Consider the following 26,475-nt stretch of genomic DNA (forward strand, 5'->3'; position numbering starts at 1 on the left):
ACCGCCCGCCTCCCCGACGGGACGCTCCCTAGAGGCCGAGCTGCTCCAGCGCGGCCACGTACCCCTCGTTGAACGTGGGGAACTGCGGTGTGGAGTCGATGAGGTACCCCACCGGGATCCGCGCGCGGATCGCCAGCGCCGCGGTGTTGATCCACTCCGAGACCATCGGTCCGAACGCCCACGCCCCCACCAGCACGCCCTCCTCCCGGTCGGCGACCACCCCCAGGGTGCCGCGCGGGTCGGTGGCGTGGGTCCAGGGCCGGGCCAGGGCCGCGGGCAGGTCGATCTCGGCGGTGGCCACGTCGATCCCCCGGTCCCGGGCCTGCCCGGAGGTGAGCCCCACCCCGGCGATCTCGGGGTGGGCGAACACCACCCGCGGCACCCCCGTGTAGTCGGCGCGGCGGTCCCCGCCCAGGATGTTGGCGGCCACCAGCCGCCCCTGGTACTTGGCGACGTGGGTGAACATGGCGCGGGCGGTGACGTCGCCGACCGCCCACAGCCCGGGGGCGACCCGGCAGCGGTCGTCGACGGGCAGGGCCCCGCGGTCGGGTTCCACCCCGAGCTCGGCCAGGCCGAGACCGCCGCCGTTCGGGCGGCGCCCCGCACCCAGCACGACGACGTCCGCGCGGACGCGCTCGCCCGAGCTCAGGACGGCGGCGACGCCGTCGCCGTCCGCGGCCACCGAGTCCACCTCGGTGCCCAGGCGGACGGTGACGCCGTCGCGCTCGAACTGCTCGGAGACCAGCTCGCACAGGCGCGGCTCCTCGCGGTCCAGCAGCCGGTCGCCGCGCTGGACGAGGGTCACCTGCGACCCCGTGCGGGCCAGGAACTGCCCGAGTTCGACGGCGACCGCGCCCCCGCCCACCACCAGGGCCCGGCCGGGGATCTCGGTGAGGGTCGTGGCCTCCCGGTTGGTCCACACCCGGTCCGGGCCCAGGGCGTCCAGTCCCTCGACGGGCGGGCGCACCGGCTCGGAGCCGGTGGCGACCACGACGTGGTCGGCGGTGTACTCGTCCCCGTCGACCGCGACCCGCCAGGGGTCGCGGCCGACGACGCGGGCGGTGCCCCTGAGGACCAGCGCCCCCTGCTCCCGGTAGCCCCGTGCCTGGGCGGAGTCGTCCAGGTGGCGGATCATCCGGTCGCGGTAGTCGCGCAGCGCGGGCCAGTCCAGCTCGGGGCGGCCCAGTCCGGCGGCCTCCGCGGCGCCCGCCCGGGCGTCGGGCGGGCGGATGAGGGTCTTGGTGGGGATGCAGGCGTAGTAGCCGCATTCACCGCCGATGAGCCGGCGCTCGACCACCGCCACCCGCCTCCCGGCCCCGAGGAGCCGGTCGGCGACGACCTCGCCGCCCGGTCCCATGCCGATGACGATGGCGTCCAGGTGCTCCATGGGGTCCTCCGCTCGCCGTGCCCGGTCCCCACGATGGTGGCTCCTCCCCGGCGGGACCGCCGCCCCGACACGCGGTCACCACCGGGGTTCGCGGGTCCAGATCCGGCCGGGGACACCGGTGACCAGGTCGCGGCCGCGCAGCACCCGGACGCGCCGGGGCTCGATGCGCAGCACGGCCAGCTCCGGGTCGTCGGGACCCTTCCAGAAGCGGGACGGGTCGTAGCCCGCCCCGGGCGGGCTGCCGTACCGGTAGAGGTCCCACACCCGGCGGCGCTCCCCCGGGTCCTCGGTCCAGGCGGCGGTGCCGTCGACGGACGCCGTGTTCTGGGTCGGGTTCCAGTAGGAGAAGGAGACGTTCGGGTTCTTCGCCAGGTGGGCGACCTTGACCGGGGTGGGGTAGGTGGCCAGCCAGCCGAGGGGTTCGTCGCCCTCGGTCTCCCAGACGGGGATGAGGACGCGGGTGCGGGGCCTGCCCGCGGCGTCGACGGTGACCATGGTGGCGTAGTTGACGACGCCGACGATGGCGTCGAAGTCCTCGCGGATGTCGGCGAAGGTGTGGACGCGTCCGCGGCGGCGGGTGGTGGTCTCATCGTTCATGGGACCACGGTGCGCCGCACGGCTCCGGGGATCCTCAGGACCGGCTCAGGACCCCTGCGGCACGAGGTCGGCGAGCAGCGCGTCCGCTCCTTCCGCGGCACCCCGCGCCGTCTCCCGGGCCAGGCCGTCCGGGCCCAGGGCACCGGTGAGGCGCCGCTCGGTCCGGGCGACGTCGTCGCGTTCGGCCCCGGGCAGCGGCGCCCCCGCCGAGCGGCGCAGGGCGTCGGCGGCGCCGAGGAGGCGGGCGGCACGCGCGGCCTCCCCCGCCAGGGAGCGGGCGCCGGCCAGGCCCTCCAGGGCCAGTGCCAGCGCCCGGGGGTCGCCGGTGCGGCGGGCCGCCTCCAGACCGCGCAGGTGCAGCTCCTCGGCTCCTGCGGCGTCGCCGTCCAGTTCGGCGGCGAAGCCCAGTTCGGCGAGGATGAGCGCCGCCCCGTGGTCGGAGCCCGACTCCAGGTGCCAGTCCAGCCAGGCGCCCAGGTGGGTGCGGGCTGCCGCCAGGTCGCCGCGGCGGCGGGCCACCAGGCCGAGCCCCAGCACCGCGGACTCCTCCCCCACCAGGTGGCCCTGCTCGACGGCCACCCGGCGGGCGCGCTCGTGGAGTTCGGCGCTGCGGTCCAGGTCGCGGCGGAGCAGGGCGATACGGCCCAGGGAGGTGAGGCGTTCCCCGACCTCGGTCCACAGGCCCAGGTCCTCGGCGGTGCCCAGGGCCTCGCGGTGGTGGCGTTCGGCGGTGTCGAGGTCCCCGACGGGTTCGGCCCGGGAGGCGAGCAGGAAGGAGGCCAGGGCCTGTCCCCAACGGTCGCCGAGGCCGGTGAACAGCTCGCGGGCGCGCTCCCCGCGGTGCAGGAGGGTGTCCAGGTCGCCGCGCACGAAGGCGGATCGGGCCAGGGACGCCGCGGCCGCGGCCTCGCCCCACCGGTCGCCGGTGCGCACGAAGTGGGCGTGCAGGTCCGTCAGGACGCCGTCGTCGGACCCACCGAACCCGGTGCGCACGTGGGCGAGGAACCAGCGGGCCCGCGCCTCGTCCGCGGCGGTCCCGTCCTCGGGGTCGGGGACCGGTCCGAAGTCGCGGCCCAGTCCGTGGCCCAGTGCGGCCCGCCACACCAGGGCGGTGCGGTGGGCCGGGTGCCCGGCGGCGCCGGGCAGGTCCAGGGCGGTGTCCAGGGCGCGCACACCCTCGGCCAGGCGGCCGCGCATCACCCGGTACCAGGCCAGGGCGTTGGCCAGGCGCAGGGCCGCGTCGGCGTCGCCCGCGGCGCGGGCGGTCTCCAGCGCCCGGCGCAGGTCGGCGCCCTCGGCGTCCAGGGTCTTCAGCCAGCGGTGCTGGGCGGCGGTGCGCAGGTGGGGGTCGGCCCGCTCGGCCAGGCCGAGGTGGTGGTCCAGGTGGCGGCGGCGGGCCCACTCCTCCTCCCCTGCCTCGCGCAGCCGCTCGGTGCCGTAGATCGCGACGGACTCCAGCAGCCGGTAGCGCGGGCGGGTGTCGCGGGACGCGGTGACCAGGGAGCGGTCGACCAGGCGGGCGAGCAGGTCGGGCACCGACTCCCGGGGGACGCCGCCGCCGGAGACCACCTCCTCCGCGGAGGCCAGGGAGGCGCCGTCGGCGTGCACGGCCAGGCGGCGCAGCACGGCGCGCTCGGGGCCGGTGAGCGGCTCCCAGCTCCAGTCCAGGGCGGCGCGCAGGGTGCGGTGCCGGTCGGGGGCGTCGCGGTAGCCGTCGGTGAGCAGGGCGAACCGGTCGTCGACGCGGTCGGCGAGCTCGTGGACGCCCAGGGACCGTACCCGGGTGGCGGCCAGCTCCAGGGCGAGGGGGACCCCGTCGAGGCGGCGGGCGATGGAGGCGACGGCCTCGGTGTTGTCGTCGGTGAGCGCGAACCCGGGGGCGGAGGCGGCGGCGCGGGCGGCGAACAGGCGCACCGCGTCGGCGACGGGCAGCGGCTCCACGGTGTGCAGGTGCTCGGCGGCCAGGCCCAGCGGAACCTGGCTGGTGACCAGGGCGCGCAGGCCCGGGGCGGCGGCCAGCAGGGCGGACAGGACCCGGGCGAGCGGGTCGGCGACGTGTTCGGCGTTGTCCAGCAGCACCAGGGTGTCGCGGGCGCGCAGGGCGTCGGCCAGCCGGGTCGTCCGGGTGCCGGGCGGTGCGGTGAAGGGGCTGGTCCCGGAGGAGTCGTCGCGCACCCCCAGTGCGGCGGACAGGGCCTCCACGACGGCGGCCTCGGCGCTGTCGCCGTCCGCACCGGGGCAGACCCCGGCCAGGTCGACGACGCGGGCTCCGCCGGGGGTGCCGGCCCGGGCGGCGGCGGCCAGGGCCAGGCGGGTCTTGCCGACGCCGCCGGGGCCGGTGAGGGTGACCACGCGCGCCCCGGCCAGCAGGGCGAGCACCCGGGCGATGTCGTCGTCGCGGCCGACCAGCGGGGTGGCGGGCGCGGTCGGGGCGGGCGGGGGCGGCAGCGGGTTCCCGTCGCCCGCGTGCCCGCCCCCTGCCGGTGCGGGGGGCGCGAGGATCCCGGGGAGGGTGTGCATCACCGGCGCGGCGGGGGTGGACACGGCGGGGGCGGGCGCCGCGGGGGCGTCCAGTTCCGGGTCCTGGGCCAGCACGGCCCGGTGCAGCGCGGCCAGCTCCGGGCCCGGGTCCAGGCCCATCTCCTCGGCCAGCAGGTCGCGCAGCCGGCGGTAGGACTCCAGTGCCGCGGTCTGGCGGCCGGACCGGTACAGGGCGAGCATGTGGGCGGCGCGCAGGCGCTCGCGCAGCGGGTGCGCCTCGACCAGGTCGCCGAGTCCGTCGGCGACGGCGGCGTGCTCCCCCAGCTCCAGGCGGGCCCGGGCCTGGTCCTCCAGGGCGGTGAGCCTGTGCTCCTCCCAGCGCAGGACGGCGGTGCGGACGAAGTCGTGGTCGGCGAGGTCGGTCAGGGCCGGTCCGCGCCAGAGCGCCAGGGCGTCGGCGAGCAGTCCCAGCCGCCCGGCCGGGTCCGCGGTGTCGCGGGCCCGCCCCAGCAGGTCCTCGAAGTCGCCGGCGTCCAGGCTCCCGGGGCCGGTGTCGAGCAGGTAGCCGGGGCGGCGGGAGACCAGCCGGGCGCGGCCGCCCGGCGCCGCCGCGTCCAGGACGCGGCGCAGCTGGGAGGCGCGGGTCTGGAGGGAGGCGGCGGGGTCGGCGGGCAGGTCCGCGCCCCACAGGTCGTCGACGAGCCGGTCGGCGGGCACGACCCGGCCCGGGTCGATGAGCAGCGCCGCCAGCAGCAGTCGGACCTTGAGCTCGGGCACCCGGACGGGCTCCCCGCGGTCGTCCCACACGGCCAGCGGCCCCAGCACCCCGAATCTCATGCCCCGAACTTTAGAGGTTCGCCGCCCTTCCGGGGCCTTCGGACCGGGCCGGCGGCGGCCCTGAGCCGGCCCGAAGGGTTTCCGGAGTGCGGGCCGCCACCGTGGGGGGTGTTCGATCCGCTCCTCGAAGAAGGCCACCATGCCACTCGATGCTCCTCCCCGGGCGACCGCCCGGACCTGGGCCGGTCTCGCGGTCCTGATGGCACCCACGGTGCTGCTGTTCCTGGCCATGACGGTGCTGTTCCTGGCCACCCCCTACATCGCCGCCGACCTCGGTCCCACCGGCGGTCAGCTGCTCTGGATCAACGACGTCTACGGGTTCGTGATGGCCGGGTTCCTGGTCACCATGGGCACGCTCGGCGACCGGGTGGGGCGGCGCCGCCTGCTGCTGGCGGGCGCGGCGCTGTTCGCGGTCGCCTCGGTGGCTGCCGCCTACGCCCCGAACCCGGAGCTCCTCATCGCCGCCCGCTCCCTGATGGGCCTGGGCGCGGCCGCGATCATGCCCGCCACCCTGTCCCTGGTCACGGTCATGTTCACCGATCCGCGCCAGCGCGGCACGGCGATCGGCCTGTGGGCGGCGTCGGTGTCGGCCGGTGTGGCGCTGGGCCCGCTGGTGGGCGGCCTGCTGCTGGAGGCCCTGTGGTGGGGCGCGGCGATGCTCATCGGCGTCCCGGTGATGGCGGTGGTGCTGGTGGCGGTGCCGTTCCTGGTGCCGGAGTACCGGGCCCCGAACGCCGGCCGGCTGGAGCCCCTGAGCGTGCTGCTGTCGCTGGCCGCGCTGCTGCCGTTCGTGTACGGGGTCAAGAAGCTCGCCGAGGAGGGTCCGGCGGCCGTCCCGGTCGCCGCGCTGGTCGCCGGTGTCGTCTTCGGGGTGCTGTTCGTACGGCGCCAGCTGCGGGCCGCCGACCCCCTGCTGGACGTGCGGCTGTTCACGAACCGCGTGTTCAGCGGATCGCTGCTGGTGTTCCTGCTGGCGGCCGTGGGCATCGGCGGCGTGTACCTGCTGTTCACCCAGTACCTCCAGCTGGTGGCGGAGCAGTCGCCGCTGCGGGCCGGGCTGTGGATCCTCCCGGCGGCCCTCCTGCTCGTGCTCGCCTCCACAGTGACGCCGGCGATCGCCCGCCGGGTGCGGCCCGCCTACGTGATCGCCGCCGGTATGGCGCTGTCCGCGGCCGGGTACCTGATGCTGACCGGGGTGGACGCCGCGGGCGGACTGCCGCTGCTGGTCGCCGCGTTCTACGTGCTCTACCCGGGTGTCGCCCCGGCGATGGCGCTGGTGCCGGGGCTGGTCGTGGGCGCGGCCCCGCCGGAGAAGGCCGGTGCGGCCTCGGCCGTCAACACGACCGCCAGCGACCTGGGCACCTCGCTGGGCGTGGCGCTGCTGGGCAGTGTCGGCACCCTGGTCTACCGGGCCGGGATGGCGGGCGCCGAGCCCGGGGCCGCCCGGACGCTGCCGGGCGCGCTGGAGACGGCGGCGGGCCTGCCGGAGGAGGCGGGGGCGGCGCTGGCGGAATCCGCGCGGACCGCGTTCACCGACGGGTTGAACACGGCGGCGTGGGCGGCCGCGGCGCTGGCCGCGCTGGGCGCGGTGCTGGCACTGGCCCTGCTGCGCCGGATCCCCGCCGCCGGGACCGCCGAGGCGGCGGATCCCGCCCCGGCCGGACCGGTGGAGAGGGAGGCGGCCGGGCGCTGACGGCGGGCCCGGGCCCGCCGCGGGAATCCCCCGCGGCGGGCCCGCCGCGCTCCCGGCGTGCGGCGGGTCACGCCGCAGACGGGCGCGGGGGCGTCCGGGCCCGTGGTGCAATGGCTGGTCGGCACACCGCTCTCACCAGGAACCCAGCCACCGGCCATGTCCACTCAGAACGTCCTCCTGATCCTCGACCTCGTCGGGATCTTCGCCTTCGCCGTCGACGGTGCCCTCACCGCCATCCGCACCGCCCGGGTGGACATCGTGGGCGTCCTGGTCCTGGGGCTGGTGACCGCCATCGGCGGCGGCATCATCCGGGACGTGCTGCTGGGGGTGACCCCCGCGACGTTCCAGGACTGGCGGTACGTGACCGTGGCCCTGCTGGGCGGGATGGTCGCGTTCTTCCTCGGCTCCCGGCTCACCCGGCTGGCCAAGCCCATCCTGCTGTTCGACGCCGCGGGCCTGAGCCTGTTCGTGGTGATCGGTGCGGCCAAGGCGATCGAGCTGGGCTTCGGCCCGCTCCAGGCGGTCCTGCTGGGGGCGATCACCGGGGTGGGCGGCGGCACCCTCCGCGACGTGCTCCTCAACCGGGTGCCGACGGTGCTCAGCGCCAACTCGCACCTGTACGCGATCCCGGCGCTGCTGGGCGCGGGAACGGTGTCGGTGGCGCACGTGTTCGGGTTCGACGCCGGGTGGGTGGCGGTGGTCGGCGCCCTGCTGTGCTTCACGATCCGGGTCCTGGCCCTGCGCTACCGGTGGAACGCGCCGCGCCCGCCGGGCGTCCCGCCGCTGTGACGGCCGGTCAGTACGGGGCGGGTGCCTCCTCCAGGGCGCGGGCGGCGACGCCGCGCAGGGTGGCGACCAGTTCGGGCAGCGGTTCGGGAGGCCTGCGCCGGTGCACGACGTACACCTCGCGGGCCAGTCTGCTCCCGCGCAGCGGACGGCTCACCCAGCCGCCGCGGCGGGCCGCGCCCAGGATGGTGGAGGGGACCAGCGCCACACCGACGCCCACCTCGATCAGGGCCAGGGCCACCTCGTAGTCGCGGGTCTCGTAGGCGACGGTCAGCCGCACCCCGGCGGCGGCCGCGGCGGCGTCCAGGGTGGTGCGGTTGGCGATGCCCGGGGCGCCGCAGATCCACTCCTCCCCCGCCAGGTCGGCCAGGGACGGGGACCGGTCGGCGATCGGGTGCCCGTCGGGGGCCACCACCATGAGCGGGTCCACGAGGATGCGCTCGCGGTGCAGGCCCGGGGCGCGCGGCAGCGGCACCGCCGGGTAGCGGTGGGTGACGAGCAGGTCGAGGTCCCCGGAGGTGACCAGGTCGTGGCCGCCGGGGGGCTCGATGTCGGCCAGGGACAGGCGCACGTGCGGGTGGTCGCGGCCGAACGCGGCCAGGGTCTGGGGCAGCAGGATCTTGCCCGCGCTGGCGAACGCCCCCACGGACAGGTGCTCGGGCGGGGTTCCGGCGTGGGCGCGGACGGCCGCCTCGGCGTCGCGCAGTTCGCCCAGGACGCGTTCTCCGTGTTCGAGCAGGATCCGCCCGGCGTCGGTGAGGGTGGCCCCGGTGCGGCCGCGTTCGACCAGGACGACGCCGAGTTCGCGTTCCAGCTTGGTGAGCTGCTGGGACAGCGCGGGCGGGGTGAAGGAGAGCCGCTGGGCGGCGGCGGCGATGGAACCGGCGTGCGCGATCTCCACGAGCACGCGCAGGCGGTTGGCGTCCAGCACGGCGTCCCCCGAACAGAAGTAGGCACAAAGTTCTGCTTAACGATCTTTAGCAGACCCGACTTTAAGTTAACCGTCGGTAGCGGCAGCATGGTCGCATGACGAGGATCGCGCACGCCGTGCCCACGGCCACCGACGTCCGTGCCGCCGCCGAACGCATCGCACCCCACGCCCGCCGCACCCCTGTGCTGCACACCGAGGTCGACGGCCGGCCCGTGGCCCTGAAGCTGGAGTACCTCCAGCTGACCGGCGCGTTCAAGCTGCGCGGCGCGCTCAACGCCCTGCTCGGCGGGGAGCCGACCGACCGGGTGGTCACCGCCTCGGGCGGCAACCACGGGCTGGGGGTGGCCACCGCCGCGCGCCTGCTCGGCGTGCGCGCCACCGTGTACGTGCCCGAGACGGTGCCCGAGGCCAAGGCGGCACCGCTGGCCGCCACGGGAGCCGAGGTCGTCCGGGTGGGCGAGCACTACGCCGTGGCCGCCGAGGCCGCCCGGGCGCACGCCGACCGGGAGGGCATCCGCTACCTGCACGCGTTCGACGACCCGCTGGTGGTCGCGGGCCAGGGCACGCTGGGCCTGGAGATCGCCGCCGACGCCCCCGAGTGCGACACCATCGCCGTGGCCGTGGGCGGCGGCGGCCTGGTCGCCGGGGTCCGGCTGGGCGCGGAGGGGCGCGAGGTCGTGGGCGTGGAGCCGCGGGGCTGCCAGAGCCTGCACGCCGCCATGGCCGCGGGCCGCCCGGTACGGACCCGGGTGGACTCGGTGGCGGCGTCCGCGCTGGGCGCGGCGACGCTGGGCCGGGTGCCGTTCGAGGTGCTGTGCGAGCACCCGGTCACCCGGGCGCTGGTGGACGACGCCGAGATCGTCGCCGCCCAGGACCGGCTGTGGTCGGAGTTCCGCATCGCCACCGAGCCCGCCGCGGCGGTGCCCTTCGCCGCCTGGCTGGCGGGCCGGGTGCCGGGCGAGCGGCCCTGCCTGGTGATCTGCGGAGCCAACGCCCGCTGGGACCGCGCGAACTGACCCGCGCCGGGGCCGCGCGCAAGCGCCCCCCGGGGCGGCGAACGGGCCGCGCGGGACGTGGGAGGCTTGCCGCATGGAGAACACACCCGTCGACCGGACCGCGGCCCTGCGCCTGTGGGAGGAGTACCGGGCGGCCCGGCCCGGATGGGCGACCGACCCCGAACCGCCGCCCGCGGAGTACTTCGGCGACCACCCCGAGCTGACCGACGAGCTGCTGGGACTGGTCCTGGCCGGGACCAAGCGGGCCACCTCCGCGCTGGTCGCCGAGTTCGCCGCCGCGGGCGACCCCCTGCCCCGGGTGGGAGGCCACTGGATCGCCTGCGACTCCGCGGGGCGGCCGCGCGCGGTCCTGCGCAGCACGGAGCTGCGCCTGGGCGGCGTCGGGAGCGCCGACGCGGCGTTCGCCCGGGACGAGGGCGAGGGCGACCTGTCGCTGGAGTACTGGCGCGAGGGGCACCTGCGCTACTGGAAGCGGGTGTGCCCGCGCCTGGGGCTGGAGTGGAGCGAGGATCTGGAGATCGTCTTCGAGCGGTTCGCGGTGGTCTGGCCCCCCGAGCACGCCGACGGCTGAGGGCCGGCGGGGCCGGCGGGCCCGACACGGGACCGCCGATAACGGTGATCGGACCTGACCGGAAAAGTGAAGAAAAGGCATTCGGCGGCACGCCCGGGAAAACCCCCTGAACAGAGCTCTTCCCCTCACGCGGGAGAACACCCAGGGGAATTCGGGCGCGCCCGTCGGACGACGTGCGCGAAGCCTGCCCCGGCGGCGTTCCCGGCACATGCGGAGAAGAGGATATCTCCGTAAAATTCCGATCCGAATGCACTGCGACCGCGTCCTACGCAGGGAATCGGCCCCACGGGCGTTCATCCCCCCGTTCCCGAGCAGAGAGAAGCACGCCGTGTCCTTCGAGATCGTCGGAACCGAAGGCGCCCTCTCCGGGCACCGCTTCCCCGTAGGCGACGCGCCGGTGACGTTCGGCCGCCACACCGGCAACACCGTGGTGGTCCCCGGCCGGGCCGCCTCCCGCTTCCACGCCGAGCTCCGCCGGGACGGGGAGAACCACGTCCTGTGCGACCGGAACAGCAGCAACGGCACCCTCGTCAACGGCGAGCGGGTCGCCGAGCACCTGCTGCTGCCCGGCGACCTCATCTCCATCGGCGAGGAGACCTTCCGCTGGGAGGCCGCCGAGACCCCGGGGGCGCCCGCGGACCTGCCGGTGACCCGGATGTTCGTCCGCCCCGAGGTGTTCTCCGGCCCGGTCCTGAACGTCGCCGTGTCCGGCGGCGGCCCCGTCGGCCTGTCCTTCGCCCTGCTGCTGGAGCACCTGCTGGGCCGCCAGGTGTCCGTGACGGTGTACGACGCCCGCTGGACCCGCGACGGCGACCGGGTCGTGTGGCGCGACGAGAAGCAGGGCAACGTCCGGCGGCGGCAGGTCGTGACCATCCAGAGCCGCCAGTTCCTCAACCTGTCCGAGGAGATGCAGGAACGGCTGTTCGCCCCCGGCGGGTACACCGAGATGTGGCCCTCGGGGGCCGACTCCGTCAGCGGCCTGGGCCCGCGCAACATCCCCATCGCGCGCGTCGAGGACGTGCTGCTGGAGATGTGCGGAGAGCGCCCCGACCGCATCCGGCTGGTCCCGGAGAGGTTCGACGCGGCGGCGCCCGGGGCCCTGGACGACCGGCACGTGCTCGCCGTCTGCGAGGGGTCGCGCTCGCGCACCCGCGAGCACTTCACCGACAAGTTCGGGCAGGCGGACCGCGGCATCTACTCGCTGGACAGCGAGCACGTCGAGGACGTCGTGCTGGGCCTGCGGGTGAGGTCGGCGCTGTCGGACCCGGCGACCGTGCTGCTGACCGTGGCCCAGAACCGCTTCCTGCTGAACTCGCTGCGCGGCGAGGGCTTCCTCAACATGCGCCTCACCGACGAGGAGGCGCAGGAGGTGGTGGGCATCGACCCGGTGAAGCGGTCGTTCGAGGAGTGCATCGGTTCGCGCCCCTGCGTCATGGACCGCGACGAGGACGGCGACTTCACCTGCTCCACCCACAGGACCCTGTTCCTGCCGGCCCTGGTCAGGGGGTCGAAGCTGTGGAAGCGCGTGCGGCAGGGGCTGGCGTTCTTCGGGGTGGAGGAGGGCGACCTGAGCGCCGTCACCGCGTTCCGGCTGAGCATGGTGCAGCGGCCGCGGTTCACCGCCCAGCTGCGGCCGGCCACGCCCGCCTCCCCGGGCACCTACGGGTTCCTGCTGGGGGACGCCGCCAACGCCATCCACTTCTGGCCCGGGCGCGGCCTCAACAGCGGGCTGGCCTCGGCGATCTCGCTGGCCCGGTCTCTGAGCAGCGCCTGGAGGGGGCGGCCCTTCCGGGACGCGGACTTCATCCGCCACGAGGCGGCGATGTCGATGCTCCAGTACCGGCACAAGAGCCGGGCCTGGAAGGCGATGGTGACCACCGACGCGGACGGTGTGACCAGCACCGTCAAGGCGGTGATCGCCCGGAGCCTGGCCGAGGGGGGCGCCGGCCGGGAGGCCGACACCGCCACGCTCATGGAGCGGCTGGGGTCGATCCGCTCCCGGCTGGAGAACCGGATCGAGGGCCTGCCCGACGACGAGGTCCTGCGCGGGCACCTGGCCGGGCTGACCGACGAGACGCTGCGGTCCCTGGTCGCCGGAGGGGCGTGGGACACCCTGACCGTGGGCGGCGAGGAGGTCGACATCGACATCTTCTACCGTGAGGAGGCGGCGCAGCCCGCGCGGGTGTGAGGCCGCGGGCGGGGCGGAGTGCCGGGCAGGGGCCGGGCGGGCGGCAGCGGGCCGGAATACAGCCGCATCGCGCGCTTCGTCCCAGTTCAGTGACGTGCGGCACTCTCTTTTCACCAACGGCTTATTACCCATGGGTCACCCTTACATTGGGTTCGATCATCATCCGGCGTGAGGGAGACCACGTGCTCTACGATGTGCTGCGGCAGACGGCGTCGCTCCTGGCCCGATCGCTGTGCCGCCCGACCGTCGAGGGCCGTGAGAACATCCCCGCGACCGGACCGGTGCTGCTGGCCAGCAACCACCTGTCCTTCGTGGACAGCGTGGTCATCCCGCTGTCGGTGACGCAGCGCCGGGTGCGCTTCCTCGCCAAGAGCGACTACTTCGAGGGCAAGGGGATCAAGGGCCGGGTCACCGGCACCGTGTTCGGCGCGCTGGGGGCGATCCCGGTGGAGCGCCGCAACGCCCGCGACGCCATGGCCGCCCTGGACCTGATGCTGGACCGGCTGCGCGAGGGCGAGGCCTGTGTGATCTACCCCGAGGGGACCCGTTCCAAGGACGGCCGCCTGTACCGGGGCCGCACCGGGGTGGCGCACCTGGCCCTGGAGTCCAAGGCGCCGGTGGTCCCGGTGGCGCTGTCGGGCACCGAGCAGGTCCAGCCCATCGGGGCGTCGATGCCGCGCCCCCGCCCCTTCACGGTGCGCTTCGGCGAACCGCTGGACTTCTCCACCGGCTACGACCACCTGGCCCCGGGCAAGGCCCGCCGGGAGATCACCGACCGCGTCATGGACGCCATCCACGCCCTGTCCGGGCAGGAGCGGGCGGACCACTACAACTCTCTGAGCGGCCGCTGAGCCCCGCGGGGCGGGACTGAGACCTGGAATCCCGGTTCTCGGGACGGGTTTCCCAGGAAACCTCGGACACGAGGTGCCCACCTGTGATGACATGGTGACCGCAAAAGCGCGGGACCGGTGTGCTCACCGGCCCCGGTCCGCGCACGTGCACGGCGGCCTTCCCGAGCCGACCTCCGACCCTCTCTCCGGAGGTCGGCCCCGCACCGGGCTCCTCCCCGTCTCCCCCGGGGGGAGGGGCCCGGTCATGCGCTCCGGCGCAGCCCCCGGGCCCGGCGGCGGGGGCGGGGGCGGGGGCGGGGGCGGGCCATCATGGCCAGGCCCACGGCCGCAGCGGCCATCGCCGTACCCGTCACCGCCCAGCCCCAGGCCCCGGCGGCCAGCACGAACGGCAGCAGCACCGCGGAGCCGACGATGCGCGCCACGGACCCCGCCATCCCGAACACCGCCTGGTGGCGGGCCTGGAGCTCGGCCGGCACGTCGCGCAGGGCCAGGTGCCAGGCGGGCGGGCCGCCCGCCACCTCTCCGAGGGTGAGCAGCACGATCCCCGCCAGGACCAGGACGGCCGCCCCGGCCGGACCGCCCGACCCGGCCGCCCCGAACAGCACGCACGCGCCCAGGAGCGCGCCGGCCGCCCACAGCGCCGACCGGGACGCCGAAGCGTCCGAGACCACGCGGTCGGCCCAGGGGCGCTGCACGGCCAGGACCAGCACCGTGTTCAGGCCCAGCGCGACCGCGGGCACCCACCCCGGGGCGCGGGTCCCCTGGACCGCCCACAGCGGCAGGATCACCGACAGCACCGGCAGGCACAGCTGCACCACCGAGGTCAGCGCGGTGACCGCCGACAGCCGGCGGCCGCCCGGGGCCGCCGCGAGCCCCCGGTCGCGGGCCGCCACCGGTGCCGGGTCGGCGGGCATCCCGGCCAGGACCAGCGCGCAGCCGAGCACCACCAGCGCCCCGCCCCCGTACAGGAGCGTGAACCCGGCGTCGGCGTCCGCGGCCAGCACCAGCGCGCCCAGCACCGCTCCGGCACCCATCCCCGCGTTGAGCAGGGTGTGCATGCGCCCCCGGGCGGCCACCCGCTCCGCCGGAGCCACCCGGGCGGCCACCACCGCCTGGCGGGAGGCGCCGAGCCCGGTCTGGGCCACCACGAACACGACCGCGCCCACCGCGTACGACCAGGGCCCCTCCGCCACCGTGTAGACGGCCAGGGACGCCCCGACCAGACAGGTGAAGCCCGTCGCCGCCCGCCGCGCCCCGACCGCGTCGGCCAGGGCGCCCAGCGGCACGGCGGCCGCCAGCGAGACCAGGTTGGCCGTGCCCAGGACCAGGCCGATCCAGGAGACCGGCAGCCCCACCCGGGTGCCGAAGTACAGCACCGCCGTGGCGAGCACCGCGCCGTCGACCACCGCCCCGACCGCCTGCGCGGTGTACACCCGCCCCAGTCCGGAGCCACCGCTGCCCCGGGCGGCGGTGGCCCCCGGGGGATTCGTTCCCGTGTTCACGGGTCGAGGCTAGGGAGCGGGTGGCCCATCGGTACAGTCCGATTCCATGGAGAGAACATGGGCCGTTTCCGGGATCGACCTGCACGTGGAGGTCACCGGGACGCGGGTGGCCCGCTCCCTGGAGCGGGCGCTGCGGGCCGCCGTGACCGAGGGCCGCCTGCCCGCCGGGACCCGGCTGCCGTCCTCGCGCACACTCGGTGCCGACCTGGGCGTGGCCCGCAACACGGTGGCCGAGGTGTACGGGCGGCTGGCCGCGGAGGGCTGGCTGGAGTCGCGGGTGGGAGCGGGGACCTGGGTGGCCCGCAGCCCCGGCCCGCCCTCCGCGGGCGCCGACGCCGAGCCACCGCCGCCGCCCGCCCTGGACCTGCGCGGCGGCATCCCCGACCCGTCGGCGTTCCCGCGCGGGGAGTGGACGGCGGCGCTGCGCCGGGCCATGGAGTCCGCGCCCGCCGACGCCCTCGCCTACCCCGACCCGCGCGGGGCGGCGCCGCTGCGCGAGGCCCTGGCCGGGTACACCGCCCGCGCCCGCGGGGTGCGCTCCCGGCCCGAGAACGTGCTGGTGGGCCATGGTTTCGGGGACCTGCTGGCGCTGCTGTGCCGGGCGCTGGCCCGGCGCGGGGCGCGGCGGATCGCGGTGGAGGAGTACGGGCACGGGCTGCACCGGCGCATCGCGGCCGCCCACGGGCTGGAGCCGGTACCGGTGCCGGTGGACGCCGACGGCGCGGACGTGGCGGCACTGGAGGGGCTGGGCGCCGGGGCGGTGCTGCTCACCCCGGCCCACCAGTTCCCGACCGGGGCGGTGCTCTCCTCCGAGCGGCGCCGGGCGGTGGTGCGCTGGGCCCGGGAGCGGGACGCCCTGGTGCTGGAGGACGACTACGACGGCGAGTTCCGCTACGACCGCCGGGCGGTGGGGGCGGTGCAGGCGCTGGCCCCCGACCACGTCGTCTACCTGGGCACGGCCAGCAAGTCGCTGGCCCCGGCGCTGGGGACGGCCTGGGCGGTGGCGCCCGCCGGCCTGGTGCCCGAGCTGGTGGAGCTGCGGGAGCTGTCCGGGGCGGGCCACCACGTCCCGGGGCAGCTGGCGCTGGCCGACCTCATCACGTCGCACCGCTACGACCTGGCGGTGCGCCGGGCCCGGGCCGTCCACAGGGAGCGGCGCCGGGCGGTGGCCGCGGCCGTCGCCGGGCTGCCCGGCTGCTTCCTGTCGGGGCCGGAGGCGGGGCTGCACTGTCCGCTGGAGCTGCCCTCGGGGGTGTCGGAGGCGGCGGTGTCGGCCGAGGCGGCCCGCCGGGGACTGGCCCTGGAGGGGCTGGGGTCGTTCGCCGCCGGTCCGCGGGACCGGGCGGGGAGGCCGGAGCGGGGGGCCGCGATGGTCATCGGGTACGGGGCGCCGCGCCCGCACCTGTTCGCCCCCGCGCTGGCGGCGGCCGTCGCCGCCGTGTCCGCCCACCTCCCCTGAGCCCCGCGCGCCCGGCGGACGCGCGGACGCTCCCGCGGGGCCGCCCGGCCCCGGCGGGTGTCCGGTCCCGGCGGGTGTCCGGCCTGCGCGGACACCGTTCCCGCGTCCGCGGTTCGGCGGGCCCGGACGGCCCGGCGGCGGCCGTGCGGACACCCCGCCCCGGCGGGCGCCCGGGGCGCGGGACCCCCGCGGGCACGGACGCCCCGCGCGACGGCCCGGCCCACCCGCACACCCCGGTGCGGACGGCCCGGCGGCGGACCGGGCTCTCCGGACCGCTTCACAGGGCGCGGCCGGTGAGGGCCAGCAGCCTCTCCTGCACCCCGGCCTCCTCCCCCACCTGCACCGGGGCGTCGAACATCGCGCCCGGCCCCAGGTCCTGCCGCCGCGCCCAGCCGTAGAGCTCGGCGACCAGGTCGGGGTCGAGGTTCTCGTCCGCGCCCAGCGCCCGGGCCAGGTCCCAGGCGTGGACCCCCAGGTCGAAGGTCATCTGCCACAGGTACAGCTCCGCCGGGGCGTCGCCGAACGACAGGTGGACCGTGCGCTTCCACGCGGAGGGCGCCAGCCAGGCGGCGCGCGCCTCGCGGGCCGCCACCTCCCAGACGGCGAGCGGCTCCTCGCCCAGGACGTCGCCCTCGAAGCGGTCGCCGACCTCCTCCAGGGTCAGTCCGTCCAGCAGGGGCGGCACCCACAGCTGTTCCTCGGTCAGGTGGCCGACCAGGTCGTGGACGTCCCAGTCGGCGCACGGCGTGGGCAGCGCCCAGTCGGTCATCCGGATCCGGCGCACCCGCCGGTCGAACTCCTCCAGGGCGATGCCGTGCAGGTCGATCAGCCGTTCCATCGCGTCCCTCTCGCTCGCTCGCTGCGGACCGCCTACCCGCTCTCCGACCGGACGAACACCCGGCGGCCGCCGGGCGCCCCGCCCTCAGCCCGTGAACCGGTCGAGGGTGATCGGCAGGTCCCGCACCCGTGTCCCGGTGGCGTGGTGGACGGCGTTGGCGACGGCCGCCGCGGTGCCGACGATGCCGATCTCCCCGACCCCGCGCAGCCCCAGGGGACCGGCCGCGGGGTCCTCGCCGTCCAGCCAGTCGGCCTCCACCTCGCCCACGTCGGCGTTGGCGGCCACGTGGTACTCGGCGAGGTCGGCGTTGACCATGTGCCCGAAGCGGGGGTCCATGACGGTGCGTTCGTGCAGCGCCATGGACAGCCCCATCACCATGCCGCCCACGAGCTGGGAGCGCGCGGTGCGCGGGTTGACGACCCGGCCCACCGAGAACAGCCCCAGCATGCGCGGCACCCGGACCTCCCCCGTGTCGGCGTCCACCCGAGCCTCGACGAAGTGGGCCCCGAAGGAGAACACCGCGCGGCCCTGCGCCACCGTGTCCTGCGGAGCGCCCGCGCGGGTCCGGGCCCCGGGCCGGGGTTCGGCCCCGTGCTCGTCGCGGAAGGCCGTCGCGGCGGCGAGAACGGCCGCCGACCAGGAGACGGTGCCGCTGGAACCCCCGGCGACCGTGGCCGGGGGCAGGTCGGTGTCGCCCAGGCGCAGCAGGACCTCCTCCACCGGCCGTCCCAGTGCCTGTGCGGCGACCTGGGTGAGCACGGTGCGGGCCCCGGTGCCGATGTCGGCGGCGCCGATGTCCACCGTGTAGCGGCCGCCGTCGTAGCCGATCTCGGCGACCGATCCGGGATTGAACAGGTGCGGGTAGACCGCGGCGGCCACACCGGTGCCCACCCTCCAGCGCCCCTCCCGCCGGGCTCCGGGAGCGGGGTCCCGGTCGGCCCAGCCGAACCGCTCGGCGCCCTCGCGCAGGCACTCGGCCAGCCGGCGTTCGGACCAGGGCTCCCCGGTGCGGGGGTCGACCGCCGGTTCGTTGCGCAGGCGCAGCTCCACGGGATCGAGCCCGCAGGCCTGGGCCAGCTCGTCCATGGCCGACTCCAGGGCGTACATGCCGGGCGTCTCGCCCGGGGCGCGCATCCAGAAGGGGACGGGCACGTCGAGGTCGGCCAGACGGTGCGTGGTGCGGCGGTGCAGCGCGGCGTACATCATGCGGGAGGTCGTCGCGCTGCGCTCGGCGAACTCCTTGACGGTGGAGGTGTGCTCCACCGAGTCGTGGACCAGTGCGCGGATGCGGCCGTCGCGTTCCGCGCCCAGGCGCACCCGCTGGATGGTCGGCGTCCGGTGCCCCGCCAGGGAGAACATCTGCCGGCGGGTGAGCGCGAACTTGACCGGCCGCCCCGGCAGCGCCCGGGCGGCCATGGCCGCGAGGACGTCGTGCGCGTGCGCCTCCCCCTTGGACCCGAACCCCCCGCCCACGTGCGGTGCCACCACCCGCACCCGGCCGGGGTCCAGGCCGAACACCCCGGAGACCGTCTCCCGGACCGTGTGGGGGCCCTGGGTGGAGTCGTAGAGGGTGAGCCTCCCGTCCCCCTCGTCCCACAGGGCGACGGTGGTGTGGGGCTCCATGGGGTTGTTGTGCTCCATGGGGGTCCGGTAGGTGCGGTCGACGACGACCGGGGCGCGGGCCAGCTCGGCGTCCGGGTCGCCCTGCTCGGTGTCGGCCGGGTCGTCCTCGTCCTGCTGCCGGTACAGGCGCGGGTGCTCCGCGGTGAGGACCACGTCGTGCGGCTCCGCCGCGTAGTCCACCCGGACCAGGTCGGCCGCCTCACGGGCCGTCTCGGGGGTGTCGGCGACGACGGCGGCGACGATCTGCCCGTGGAAGGCGACGCGGTCGGACTGCAGGACGGCGAACTCCCGGTCCCCGGTGTCGGCGAGGCGTTCGGCGTCCGTGTGCGTCAGGACCAGGCGCACCCCGGCCGTGCCGCGGGCGGCGGAGGCGTCGACGGCGGTGATCCGCCCCCGGGCGACGGTCGAGGTCACGGCGTGCAGGTACAGGGGGTCCGACAGCGGGTGCTCGTAGGCGTAGGGCGCCCGGCCAGTGGCCTTGTCGGCGGCCTCCACCCGTTCCAGGGGCAGGCCCAGGGCCCGTGTTCCGTCGCGCCCGCTCACCGGTCCCCCTCCGCCGCCAGGTCGCGCAGGACGGCGGTGACGGTGGAGACCGCCAGCGCCGGTTTGAAGGCGTTGTCGGGCCCGGTGCGGGCATCGGCGAGCTCGGCGCGGGCCGCCTCGCGGAAGGCCTCCTCGGTGGCGGGCGCGCCGGTCAGCGCCTCCTCGGCGCGCCGGGCCCGCCAGGGGGCGTGCGCCACCCCGCCCAGGGCCAGCCGGACGCGCCGCACCCGGCCGTCGGCGACCTCCAGGACGGCGGCCACCGACACCAGGGCGAACGCGAAGGAGGCCCGGTCCCGCACCTTGCGGTACGCCGAGCGCTCGCCGTCGGCCGGGGCGGGCAGGTCCACGGCGGTGATGAGTTCGCCGTGTTCCAGCACGGTGTCCCGGTGGGGCTCGTCGCCGGGCAGCCGGTGCAGCCCGGGCATGGGGACGACCCGCTCGCCGCGGGGGCCCAGGACGCGCACCCGCGCGTCGAGGGCGGTGAGCGCCACCGCCATGTCCGAGGGGTGGACGGCGACGCAGTGCCGGGAGGCCCCCAGGACGGCGTTGTGGCGGCCGTGTCCCTCCAGCGCGGAGCAGCCCGATCCGGGTTCGCGTTTGCCGCAGGGGGTGGTGGTGTCCCGGAAGTAGGGGCACCGGGTGCGCTGGAGCAGGTTGCCGCCGGTGGTGGCGACGTTGCGCAGCTGGCCGGAGGCCCCGGAGAGCAGCGCGGCCGACAGCACCGGGTGGCGCCGGCGGACCAGGGGGTGGGCGGCGAGGTCGGCGTTGGGCGTTCCGGCCCCGATCCGCAGACCACCTCCGGGCAGCTCCTCGACACCGTCGTCGAGCAGGGAGCCCAGGTCCACGAGCCGGCCGGGCCGGGCGACGCCGAGCCTGAGGTGGTCGACCAGGTTGGTGCCGCCCGCCAGGTAGGCGGCCTCGGGGTCGCCGGAGACCTCGGCCACCGCGGTGGCGGCGTCGGCGGGACGGCTGTAGGCGAAGGGCCTCATCGCGCCGCCTCCTCGACCGCCTCGACGATATGGGTGTAGGCCCCACAGCGGCACAGGTTGCCGCTCATGCGCTCGCGGATCTCCTCCCGGTCCAGCCGGACCGGGCCGTCGTCCGCAGTGCCGTCCGTGACGCGGCTGGGCCATCCGCGGGCCGCCTCGTCGAGCACGCCCACGGCCGAGCACACCTGGCCGGGGGTGCAGTAGCCGCACTGGAGGGCGTCGCGTTCGACGAAGGCGCGTGCCACCGGGTGCAGCCGGCCCGGCGGGGCCAGTCCGGCGGCGGTGGTGATCTCGGCCCCGTCGTGGGAGACGGCCAGCGCGAGGCAGGCCAGGGCGCGGCGGCCGTTCACCAGGACGGTGCAGGCGCCGCACTGCCCGTGGTCGCATCCCTTCTTGGGGGAGGTCGCCCCCAGCCGGTCGCGCAGGGCGTCCAGCAGGCCGGTGCGGGTGTCGACGGTGAGTTCGTGCTCCTGTCCGTCGACGTGCAGGGTGATCGTGGCGTCCACTGCGGGTGCCCCTTCCGTGTGGTCCCGTGGTCGGCGGCTTCCCACAGTCTGCTACGGAGCCGTCGCGGGGCCGCGCCGACACGGCGGGGCGGACGGGATCGGCGGACGGAGCACGGAAGCGGCCGGCCCCGGGGAGGGGGCCGGCCGCCGCACGGTCGGGGCGCGGACGCTAGTGGGCGGCCACGGCCGCCGGGGCGTCCTCCCCCGCGGGGACGCGGCGCACGAAGAACGTGGCCGCGAACGCCAGCACCGAGATCGAGGCGCCCAGCAGGAAGGCGACGTGGATGCCGCCCGACATGGCCTCGACCTCCGGCAGGCCGTCGCCCAGGAGGTTCGCGGTGGACATCGACATCACCGCGACGAACGCGGCCGTGCCCGCCGCCCCCGCGACCTGCTGCACGGTGCCCACGACCGCGCTGCCGTGCGAGTACAGCCGCGGCGCGAGCGAGCCCAGGGCCCCGGTGAGCAGCGGCGTGAACATGAGGCCCAGGCCGATGGTGAGCATGACGTGGGTGGCGATGATGAACCAGAGCTGGGTCTGGGTGTCGAACGTCGTCATGCTCCACAGGGTCGCCGACACCAGGGCCGAGCCCGGGATGATCAGCGGCCGCGGGCCGAGCCTGTCGTAGAGGCGGCCCACCAGCGGAGCGATCAGGCCCATGGCCAGACCGCCCGGCAGCAGGGTCAGGCCGGTGGTCAGGGTGTCGTGCATCAGCACGTTCTGCATGTACAGGGGCAGCAGGATCAGGGTGCCGAACAGCGCCATGAAGCTGATCGCGACCAGCCCGATGGAGATCGAGAACTGGGTGGAGCGGAACACGCGCAGGTCCAGCAGGGCGCGCTCGTCGCGCTGCAGGCGGATCTGCCGCCACACGAACACCACCAGTGCCACCGCGCCGACGCCGATCGCCGCCTGCGGGGGGACCGGGCCGCCGCCGTGGCCGCCCAGGCCGGAGAAGCCGTACACCAGGCCGCCGAACGCGAACGCCGACACCAGCACCGAGAACAGGTCGATGGTGGAGGGGCGGGGCTCGGTGACGTTGCGGATGAACAGGGCGCCCAGGGTCAGGCCGAGGATCGCGATGGGCAGCACCAGGCCGAACATCCAGCGCCAGTCCAGGACGCTGAGGATGAGTCCGGCCAGGGTCGGGCCGACGGCGGGCGCCACCGACATGACGATGGAGATGTTGCCCATGGTGCGGCCGCGCCGCTCGGCGGGCACGGTGTTGAGGATGGTGGTCATGAGCAGCGGCATCATGATCGCCGTGCCGGCGGCCTGGACGATGCGCCCCGTGAGCAGGAACGCGAAGCCCGGCGCCAGGAAGCACAGCAGGGTGCCCAGGGTGAACAGCGACATGGCGGCGATGAACACCTGCCGCACGTGGAAGCGCTGGAGCAGGTAGCCGGTCGCGGGGATCACCACGGCCATCACCAGCATGAAGGCGGAGGTGAGCCACTGCCCGGTGGAGACGGAGATGCCGAGGTCGGCGTTGAGCGCGGGCAGGGCCACGCCCATGATCGTCTCGTTGAGGATGACGACGAACGCCGAGACCAGGAGCAGTGGGATGACCAGGCGGTCTGCGCGCGGCTCCGGCCCGGTGTCGGCGGTGTCCGGCGCGCGCTCGGATGGTGTGGGTGTCCCGGTCACAGGTGTCCTTCGTCGTTGTGGGCTCAGGTGTGCACAGGGGGATGCAGGGAGTGCAAGGATTCTCTCCCGGAAAACACCTAACTTTCCACATGATTAGGACATTCCCAGATCAGGGACGTGTTCCGCGGCATCCTCGCGCGGAGCCGGGCGGTGGGCGGCGCCTCCGCGCCGGGGTTCCGCGCCGGGAACGAGCCGGGGCCCGCCGACGTTGTGGGAAGAGCCGCACGAAGAAAGGGTGGTCACAGATGACGACCGAGCGCGCAGTCCTGGCCGGGGGCTGTTTCTGGGGCATGCAGGACCTCATCCGCAGGCTCCCGGGGGTGGTCGACACCCGGGTGGGCTACACCGGGGGCGACGTCGAGAACGCGACGTACCGGAACCACGGGACGCACGCCGAGGGGATCGAGATCCACTTCGACCCGGAGCGGATCTCCTACCGGGAGCTGCTGGAGTTCTTCTTCCAGGTCCACGACCCGACGACCCTGAACCGCCAGGGCAACGACATCGGGACGAGCTACCGGTCGGCGATCTACTACGTGGACGAGGGCCAGAGGAAGGTCGCCGAGGACACCATCGCCGACGTGGACGCCTCCGGCCTGTGGCCGGGGCCGGTGGTCACCGAGGTCGAGCCGGCGGGTGCGTTCTGGGAGGCCGAGCCGGAGCACCAGGACTACCTGGAGAAGTACCCGAACGGGTACACCTGCCACTTCCCGCGCCCGAACTGGCGCCTGCCCCGGCGCGAGGCCACCGCGTGAGGACGTGACAGGGGGCCCGGCGGGCCCGGCCGGGGACGGCCGGGCCCGCCGGCGTTCCGGGCGGGCGGCGCACCGGGCCGCCGGCTTGCGTCTCAAGCGACCGGAGACGCCACAGTGGTCCCCATGAGCGACCACGAGCTGTACCCCATCGGAGACGCCGCCCGCCGCAGCGGTCTGAGCGTCAGCGCCGTCCGCCACTACGCCGACACCGGGATCGTCGAACCCACCCGCCTGAACGGGGCGGGCCACCGGATGTACGGCATCGACGCCATCGCCCGGCTGGAACTGGTCCGCACCCTGCGCGAGGTGGGCGCGGACCTGGCCGCGATCCGCGGCCTGCTCGCCGGGGAGCGGACCCTGCACGAGCTGCTCACCGCGCACCTGGAGGTCGTCGAGCAGCAGGAGCGCGCCCTGCGGGCCCGGCGGGCGGTGCTGCGCACCCTCATCAGGCAGGGCGCCACCACCGCCCAGGCCGGTCTCATGCACAAGCTCGTCTCGATGACCGACGAGGAGCGCGAGGAGGTCGTCGACGGGTTCTGGAACGACGTCGGCGAGGGGCTCGACGTCCCCGAGGGGTTCGTGGACCGGTTGCGTGCGGTGCGCCCGGTGCTGCCCGCGGAACCCTCGGCCGCCCAGTTGGAGGCCTGGATCGAACTGGCCGACCTGGTGGGCGATCCGGCGTTCCGCGACGCGGTCCGCACCCACCTGCGCCTGGCCTACTCATCCCCGGAGGCCCGGACCACGGCGACCGGGCCGTTCCAGGCGTTCATCCACGAGGGCTCCGCCCCGCTCACGGAGGAACTCCTGGCCGCGCACCGGGCCGGGGAGCACCCCCGGTCGCCCCGGGCGCAGCAGGCCGTCACGCGCTTCATGGAGGCGGTCACCGCCCTGTCCGGCGCATCCCTCACCCCCGAGGTCCGCGACCGGATGGCCCGGGGGTTCCGGATGCTCCCCGACCTCCGGCGCCGGATCGCCGAGGAGGAGGCCGCCGCCGAGGAGCCCGGCCACGACGAGACGCACGGCCGCTACCTGTCGCTGGTGGCGCGGATCAACGGCACGGCGGCCGAGGAGGACCACGGCGACCTGCCCCACCTGTGGATCGCCGAGGCGATGCGGGCCCCGGCCTCCGGCTCCTGAGGGCCGGGGCCGGGCCCGTGGGCGTTCCGGGCGGGCGGCGCGTCAGCGGGCGGCGAGCCCGGCCTCGGCCAGCACGGCGTGGATGTGCTCGGAGCAGAGCAGCAGCTCGCTCATCACCGCGGTGACCGAGGCGTCCGAGGAGGGCGGGATCTCGGTGACCAGGCCGCCCCACTCGGGCACGGGGACCACCAGCACCCACCAGGGGGACGACTTCGCCGTCTTCTGGTCGCGGTAGCGCAGCAGCAGGTGGTCGGGGCGCCCCAGCCCCTCCGGGCGGCTGAGGGAGGGCAGGGTGGTGCCCACACCGGTGGACAGGGAGGCGAGCATGTAGGAACTGGAGGCCGACTGCTCGGCGCGCGCCGTCGCGGCCTCGTCGGCGGGGTGCCCGGCATGGCCGAGGAGGACGCCGTCGAGGTCGAAGGCGGCGGTGTGCGCCGCCCCGGTGCGCGCTTCGAAGTCGGCCAGGAGTTCACCGACCTGGGCGGGGGACTCGCCTCGCACGAGGGGTCGCCCGTTCCGATTGTTGATCATGAGCGAACCTTAGAGTGACGGAAGGTGCGGGTGTGAACCCGATTCCCCCCAGCCACAGGGGTTCCCGACTCCCCCGCCGGGCCGAGCCCCCGCAAAAGCCCAGGCCGGAGCGCCTGTCACCACCGTGTCACCGCCCGAAACCACCCGGGACCGATTCTCCGGATTCATCATCATTTTCGGTCGTCCGTCAGGACCCGCCCCTGCCGCAGGCGCTCAGTCCCTGCGGGGCAGGCCCCGGGCGGCGGCCGCGGAGAGGGCGAGGGCCGCCGCGTCCTCGATGAGCGCCCCGGCGGTGTCGGAGCCGGTCCGGCCCCACGCCTCGCGCCAGGCCACCCCGGCCCGGGCGCCCACGGGGGCGGCCGCGCCCGCGATGATCGCGGCGGGCAGCGCGGAGGCGCCCGCGGAGCGGGCCAGCAGCGCGCCGCCGACGGCGGCGCTGGCGATCCGCGGTGTCAGCACCGCCCAGCTCAGACGGCTGGGGATGCCCGGGAGCTTGTCGCCGACGAACTCCGCGGCGACACCGAGCACCGCCAGCGTGGTGAGGGCGGGACCGCCCCACGGGACGGTGCGCAGCCCCGTCCCCACACCCAGGCTCGCCCGCGACCCGGCCGCCAGCCCCAGCAGGCAGGCCCGCACCGGAATACCTCTCCGCTTCCCCATGGTCTCCTCCTCCGTGTCGTGGTCTCCCCTCCGATCGTGCGCCATGACCGGCCCGAGCGCCGGTAACGCCCCGCCGACCCGGCCCGAAGACGGCGGGAAAGCCCCCGCTCGGGCACGACCCGTTCGCCTCCGGTGAACGGCGGCTCCGGCCGCGGCTCCGGCGGGCGCCGGGGCGGGTCAGCGGTCGCGCAGGGCCTCGATGACCGGGCGCTCCACCGGGGTGGGCCGTTGTGCGCCGAGGTCGAGTTCGCCCACGGGCAGCAGTGGCGGCTGGGCCATGAAGCGGGGGGCGGTGCCCCGGTGCGGCTGGGCGGAGTGCACGAGGAACGGGTGGCACAGGAACACGTCGCCGGCCGCGCCGGTGGCCAGGGCCTCGGGGCGGCCCTCGGTGGCCGCGACCGCCGCTCCGCACAGGTCCATGAACTCGCGCCCCTCCACGCCCGCGTCGGCCAGCAGCGGGGGGACGTCGCGGTGCGAGCCCACCCGGATGCGGGTGGGGGCGTCGTCGGGGCCGACGTCGGAGAACAGGAAGAGCATCAGCAGCGCCCGGCCTCGCGAGCGGAGGTTGACCCGGTACTCCCCCTGTCCGCCGGGGAACGACGCGTCGAGGTGCCACCCGGCGTCGCCGGGGTCCTCCTCGCTCGGGAACCGCACCGGGAAGGTGCCGAGCCCGCCCGGGCGCCGCCAGCGGCCCTCGCCCGCCAACCGGTCGTACGCGGCGAGCAGCGCGGGGGTGGTGGCCGCCTCCCGGAACGGCGGGGCGTGGTAGCCGCCGAGGCGGACGACCGGCCGGGTCCAGGTGGCGGGGTCGTCGGGGTCGCAGCCGAGGTCGGCCCAGAGCAGCTCCCGGCCTTGGTCGGCGAGTTCGCGGGGGAAGGCGCCGCGCAGGGCGACGAACCCGTCCTCGACGAACGCCTCGATGTCGTGCTCGGACAGCATGTACGTG

22 protein-coding genes are annotated in these 26,475 nt (G+C 75.9%); 9 read left to right on the top strand and 13 right to left on the bottom strand.

The annotated features are described in order from the left end of the window. Positions 1-28 precede the first annotated feature (28 nt). From ACSUPR_RS03745 to ACSUPR_RS03755, 3 genes are all read right to left on the bottom strand, one after another. Positions 29-1,387 carry a dihydrolipoyl dehydrogenase family protein gene (locus tag ACSUPR_RS03745; protein ID WP_436889500.1) on the bottom strand — a complete coding sequence of 453 codons (1,359 nt, stop codon included), beginning with the start codon at positions 1,385-1,387 and terminating at the stop codon, positions 29-31. Between the two features lie 75 nt (positions 1,388-1,462). Then, the gene (locus ACSUPR_RS03750) at positions 1,463-1,984 is read right to left on the bottom strand and encodes a pyridoxamine 5'-phosphate oxidase family protein (RefSeq protein WP_436889501.1); all 522 of its coding nucleotides are present in this window, start codon (positions 1,982-1,984) and stop codon (positions 1,463-1,465) included. 45 nt (positions 1,985-2,029) lie between these two features. After that, complete coding sequence (locus ACSUPR_RS03755; RefSeq protein ID WP_436889502.1) at positions 2,030-5,302, bottom strand: AfsR/SARP family transcriptional regulator; 3,273 nt, start codon at positions 5,300-5,302, stop codon at positions 2,030-2,032. 139 nt (positions 5,303-5,441) lie between these two features. Here ACSUPR_RS03755 and ACSUPR_RS03760 point away from each other — a divergent pair, with 139 nt between their 5' ends. Both ACSUPR_RS03760 and ACSUPR_RS03765 read left to right on the top strand, forming a co-directional pair. Next, a complete protein-coding gene (locus ACSUPR_RS03760; protein ID WP_436889503.1) occupies positions 5,442-6,995 on the top strand; it encodes an MFS transporter in 1,554 nt (517 codons plus the stop codon). A 156-nt stretch (positions 6,996-7,151) separates the two neighbouring features. Beyond that, the gene (locus ACSUPR_RS03765; RefSeq protein ID WP_436889504.1) at positions 7,152-7,784 is read left to right on the top strand and encodes a trimeric intracellular cation channel family protein; all 633 of its coding nucleotides are present in this window, start codon (positions 7,152-7,154) and stop codon (positions 7,782-7,784) included. Positions 7,785-7,791: 7 nt separating this feature from the next. Here ACSUPR_RS03765 and ACSUPR_RS03770 read toward each other — a convergent pair whose 3' ends face one another. Next, positions 7,792-8,712 carry a LysR family transcriptional regulator gene (locus tag ACSUPR_RS03770; protein ID WP_436889505.1) on the bottom strand — a complete coding sequence of 307 codons (921 nt, stop codon included), beginning with the start codon at positions 8,710-8,712 and terminating at the stop codon, positions 7,792-7,794. A 95-nt stretch (positions 8,713-8,807) separates the two neighbouring features. Here ACSUPR_RS03770 and ACSUPR_RS03775 point away from each other — a divergent pair, with 95 nt between their 5' ends. The 4 genes from ACSUPR_RS03775 (at position 8,808) to ACSUPR_RS03790 (ending at position 13,338) form a co-directional block, all read left to right on the top strand. After that, a complete protein-coding gene (locus ACSUPR_RS03775; protein WP_436889506.1) occupies positions 8,808-9,728 on the top strand; it encodes a threonine/serine dehydratase in 921 nt (306 codons plus the stop codon). A 73-nt stretch (positions 9,729-9,801) separates the two neighbouring features. Further along, on the top strand, positions 9,802-10,299 hold the full coding sequence (locus tag ACSUPR_RS03780) for an ASCH domain-containing protein (protein WP_436889507.1): 498 nt from the start codon (positions 9,802-9,804) through the stop codon (positions 10,297-10,299). 328 nt (positions 10,300-10,627) lie between these two features. Further along, a complete protein-coding gene (locus ACSUPR_RS03785) occupies positions 10,628-12,487 on the top strand; it encodes an FHA domain-containing protein (protein ID WP_436889508.1) in 1,860 nt (619 codons plus the stop codon). A gap of 182 nt (positions 12,488-12,669) precedes the next feature. After that, complete coding sequence (locus tag ACSUPR_RS03790; protein ID WP_436889509.1) at positions 12,670-13,338, top strand: lysophospholipid acyltransferase family protein; 669 nt, start codon at positions 12,670-12,672, stop codon at positions 13,336-13,338. Between the two features lie 242 nt (positions 13,339-13,580). Here ACSUPR_RS03790 and ACSUPR_RS03795 read toward each other — a convergent pair whose 3' ends face one another. Next, entirely contained in the window at positions 13,581-14,840 is a 1,260-nt protein-coding gene (locus tag ACSUPR_RS03795; protein WP_436889510.1) for an MFS transporter, read from the bottom strand. Positions 14,841-14,886: 46 nt separating this feature from the next. On the opposite strand from ACSUPR_RS03795, the gene ACSUPR_RS03800 reads away from it, so the two are divergent. Further along, a complete protein-coding gene (locus tag ACSUPR_RS03800; protein WP_436889511.1) occupies positions 14,887-16,299 on the top strand; it encodes a PLP-dependent aminotransferase family protein in 1,413 nt (470 codons plus the stop codon). A gap of 277 nt (positions 16,300-16,576) precedes the next feature. Here ACSUPR_RS03800 and ACSUPR_RS03805 read toward each other — a convergent pair whose 3' ends face one another. The 5 genes from ACSUPR_RS03805 to ACSUPR_RS03825 all read right to left on the bottom strand — a co-directional run bounded on the left by ACSUPR_RS03805 (position 16,577) and on the right by ACSUPR_RS03825 (position 22,446). Further along, positions 16,577-17,137, bottom strand: coding sequence for a TIGR03086 family metal-binding protein (locus ACSUPR_RS03805; RefSeq protein ID WP_436889512.1), 561 nt, complete (start codon positions 17,135-17,137; stop codon positions 16,577-16,579). Positions 17,138-17,221: 84 nt separating this feature from the next. Continuing rightward, a complete protein-coding gene (locus tag ACSUPR_RS03810) occupies positions 17,222-19,303 on the bottom strand; it encodes a xanthine dehydrogenase family protein molybdopterin-binding subunit (protein WP_436889513.1) in 2,082 nt (693 codons plus the stop codon). After that, complete coding sequence (locus ACSUPR_RS03815) at positions 19,300-20,292, bottom strand: FAD binding domain-containing protein (protein WP_436889514.1); 993 nt, start codon at positions 20,290-20,292, stop codon at positions 19,300-19,302. Before ACSUPR_RS03815 ends, ACSUPR_RS03810 begins: the two co-directional genes overlap by 4 nt. Further along, positions 20,289-20,798 carry a 2Fe-2S iron-sulfur cluster-binding protein gene (locus ACSUPR_RS03820; RefSeq protein WP_436889515.1) on the bottom strand — a complete coding sequence of 170 codons (510 nt, stop codon included), beginning with the start codon at positions 20,796-20,798 and terminating at the stop codon, positions 20,289-20,291. Before ACSUPR_RS03820 ends, ACSUPR_RS03815 begins: the two co-directional genes overlap by 4 nt. A 169-nt stretch (positions 20,799-20,967) precedes the next feature. Next, a complete protein-coding gene (locus ACSUPR_RS03825) occupies positions 20,968-22,446 on the bottom strand; it encodes an MDR family MFS transporter (protein WP_436889516.1) in 1,479 nt (492 codons plus the stop codon). A gap of 245 nt (positions 22,447-22,691) precedes the next feature. Here ACSUPR_RS03825 and msrA point away from each other — a divergent pair, with 245 nt between their 5' ends. Next, complete coding sequence (msrA, locus tag ACSUPR_RS03830) at positions 22,692-23,201, top strand: peptide-methionine (S)-S-oxide reductase MsrA (protein ID WP_436889517.1); 510 nt, start codon at positions 22,692-22,694, stop codon at positions 23,199-23,201. Positions 23,202-23,324: 123 nt separating this feature from the next. After that, on the top strand, positions 23,325-24,338 hold the full coding sequence (locus ACSUPR_RS03835; RefSeq protein WP_436889518.1) for a MerR family transcriptional regulator: 1,014 nt from the start codon (positions 23,325-23,327) through the stop codon (positions 24,336-24,338). A 42-nt stretch (positions 24,339-24,380) separates the two neighbouring features. Here the strand turns inward: ACSUPR_RS03835 and ACSUPR_RS03840 are convergent, their stop codons facing one another. The 3 genes from ACSUPR_RS03840 to ACSUPR_RS03850 all read right to left on the bottom strand — a co-directional run bounded on the left by ACSUPR_RS03840 (position 24,381) and on the right by ACSUPR_RS03850 (position 26,468). Then, on the bottom strand, positions 24,381-24,869 hold the full coding sequence (locus tag ACSUPR_RS03840) for a hypothetical protein (RefSeq protein WP_436889519.1): 489 nt from the start codon (positions 24,867-24,869) through the stop codon (positions 24,381-24,383). Between the two features lie 213 nt (positions 24,870-25,082). Continuing rightward, on the bottom strand, positions 25,083-25,529 hold the full coding sequence (locus ACSUPR_RS03845; protein WP_436889520.1) for a hypothetical protein: 447 nt from the start codon (positions 25,527-25,529) through the stop codon (positions 25,083-25,085). Between the two features lie 177 nt (positions 25,530-25,706). After that, the gene (locus ACSUPR_RS03850; protein WP_436889521.1) at positions 25,707-26,468 is read right to left on the bottom strand and encodes a phytanoyl-CoA dioxygenase family protein; all 762 of its coding nucleotides are present in this window, start codon (positions 26,466-26,468) and stop codon (positions 25,707-25,709) included. Between the last annotated feature and the right edge of the window lie 7 nt (positions 26,469-26,475).

The organism is Nocardiopsis dassonvillei, from assembly GCF_964273065.1.
Taxonomy (GTDB): domain Bacteria; phylum Actinomycetota; class Actinomycetes; order Streptosporangiales; family Streptosporangiaceae; genus Nocardiopsis; species Nocardiopsis dassonvillei_B.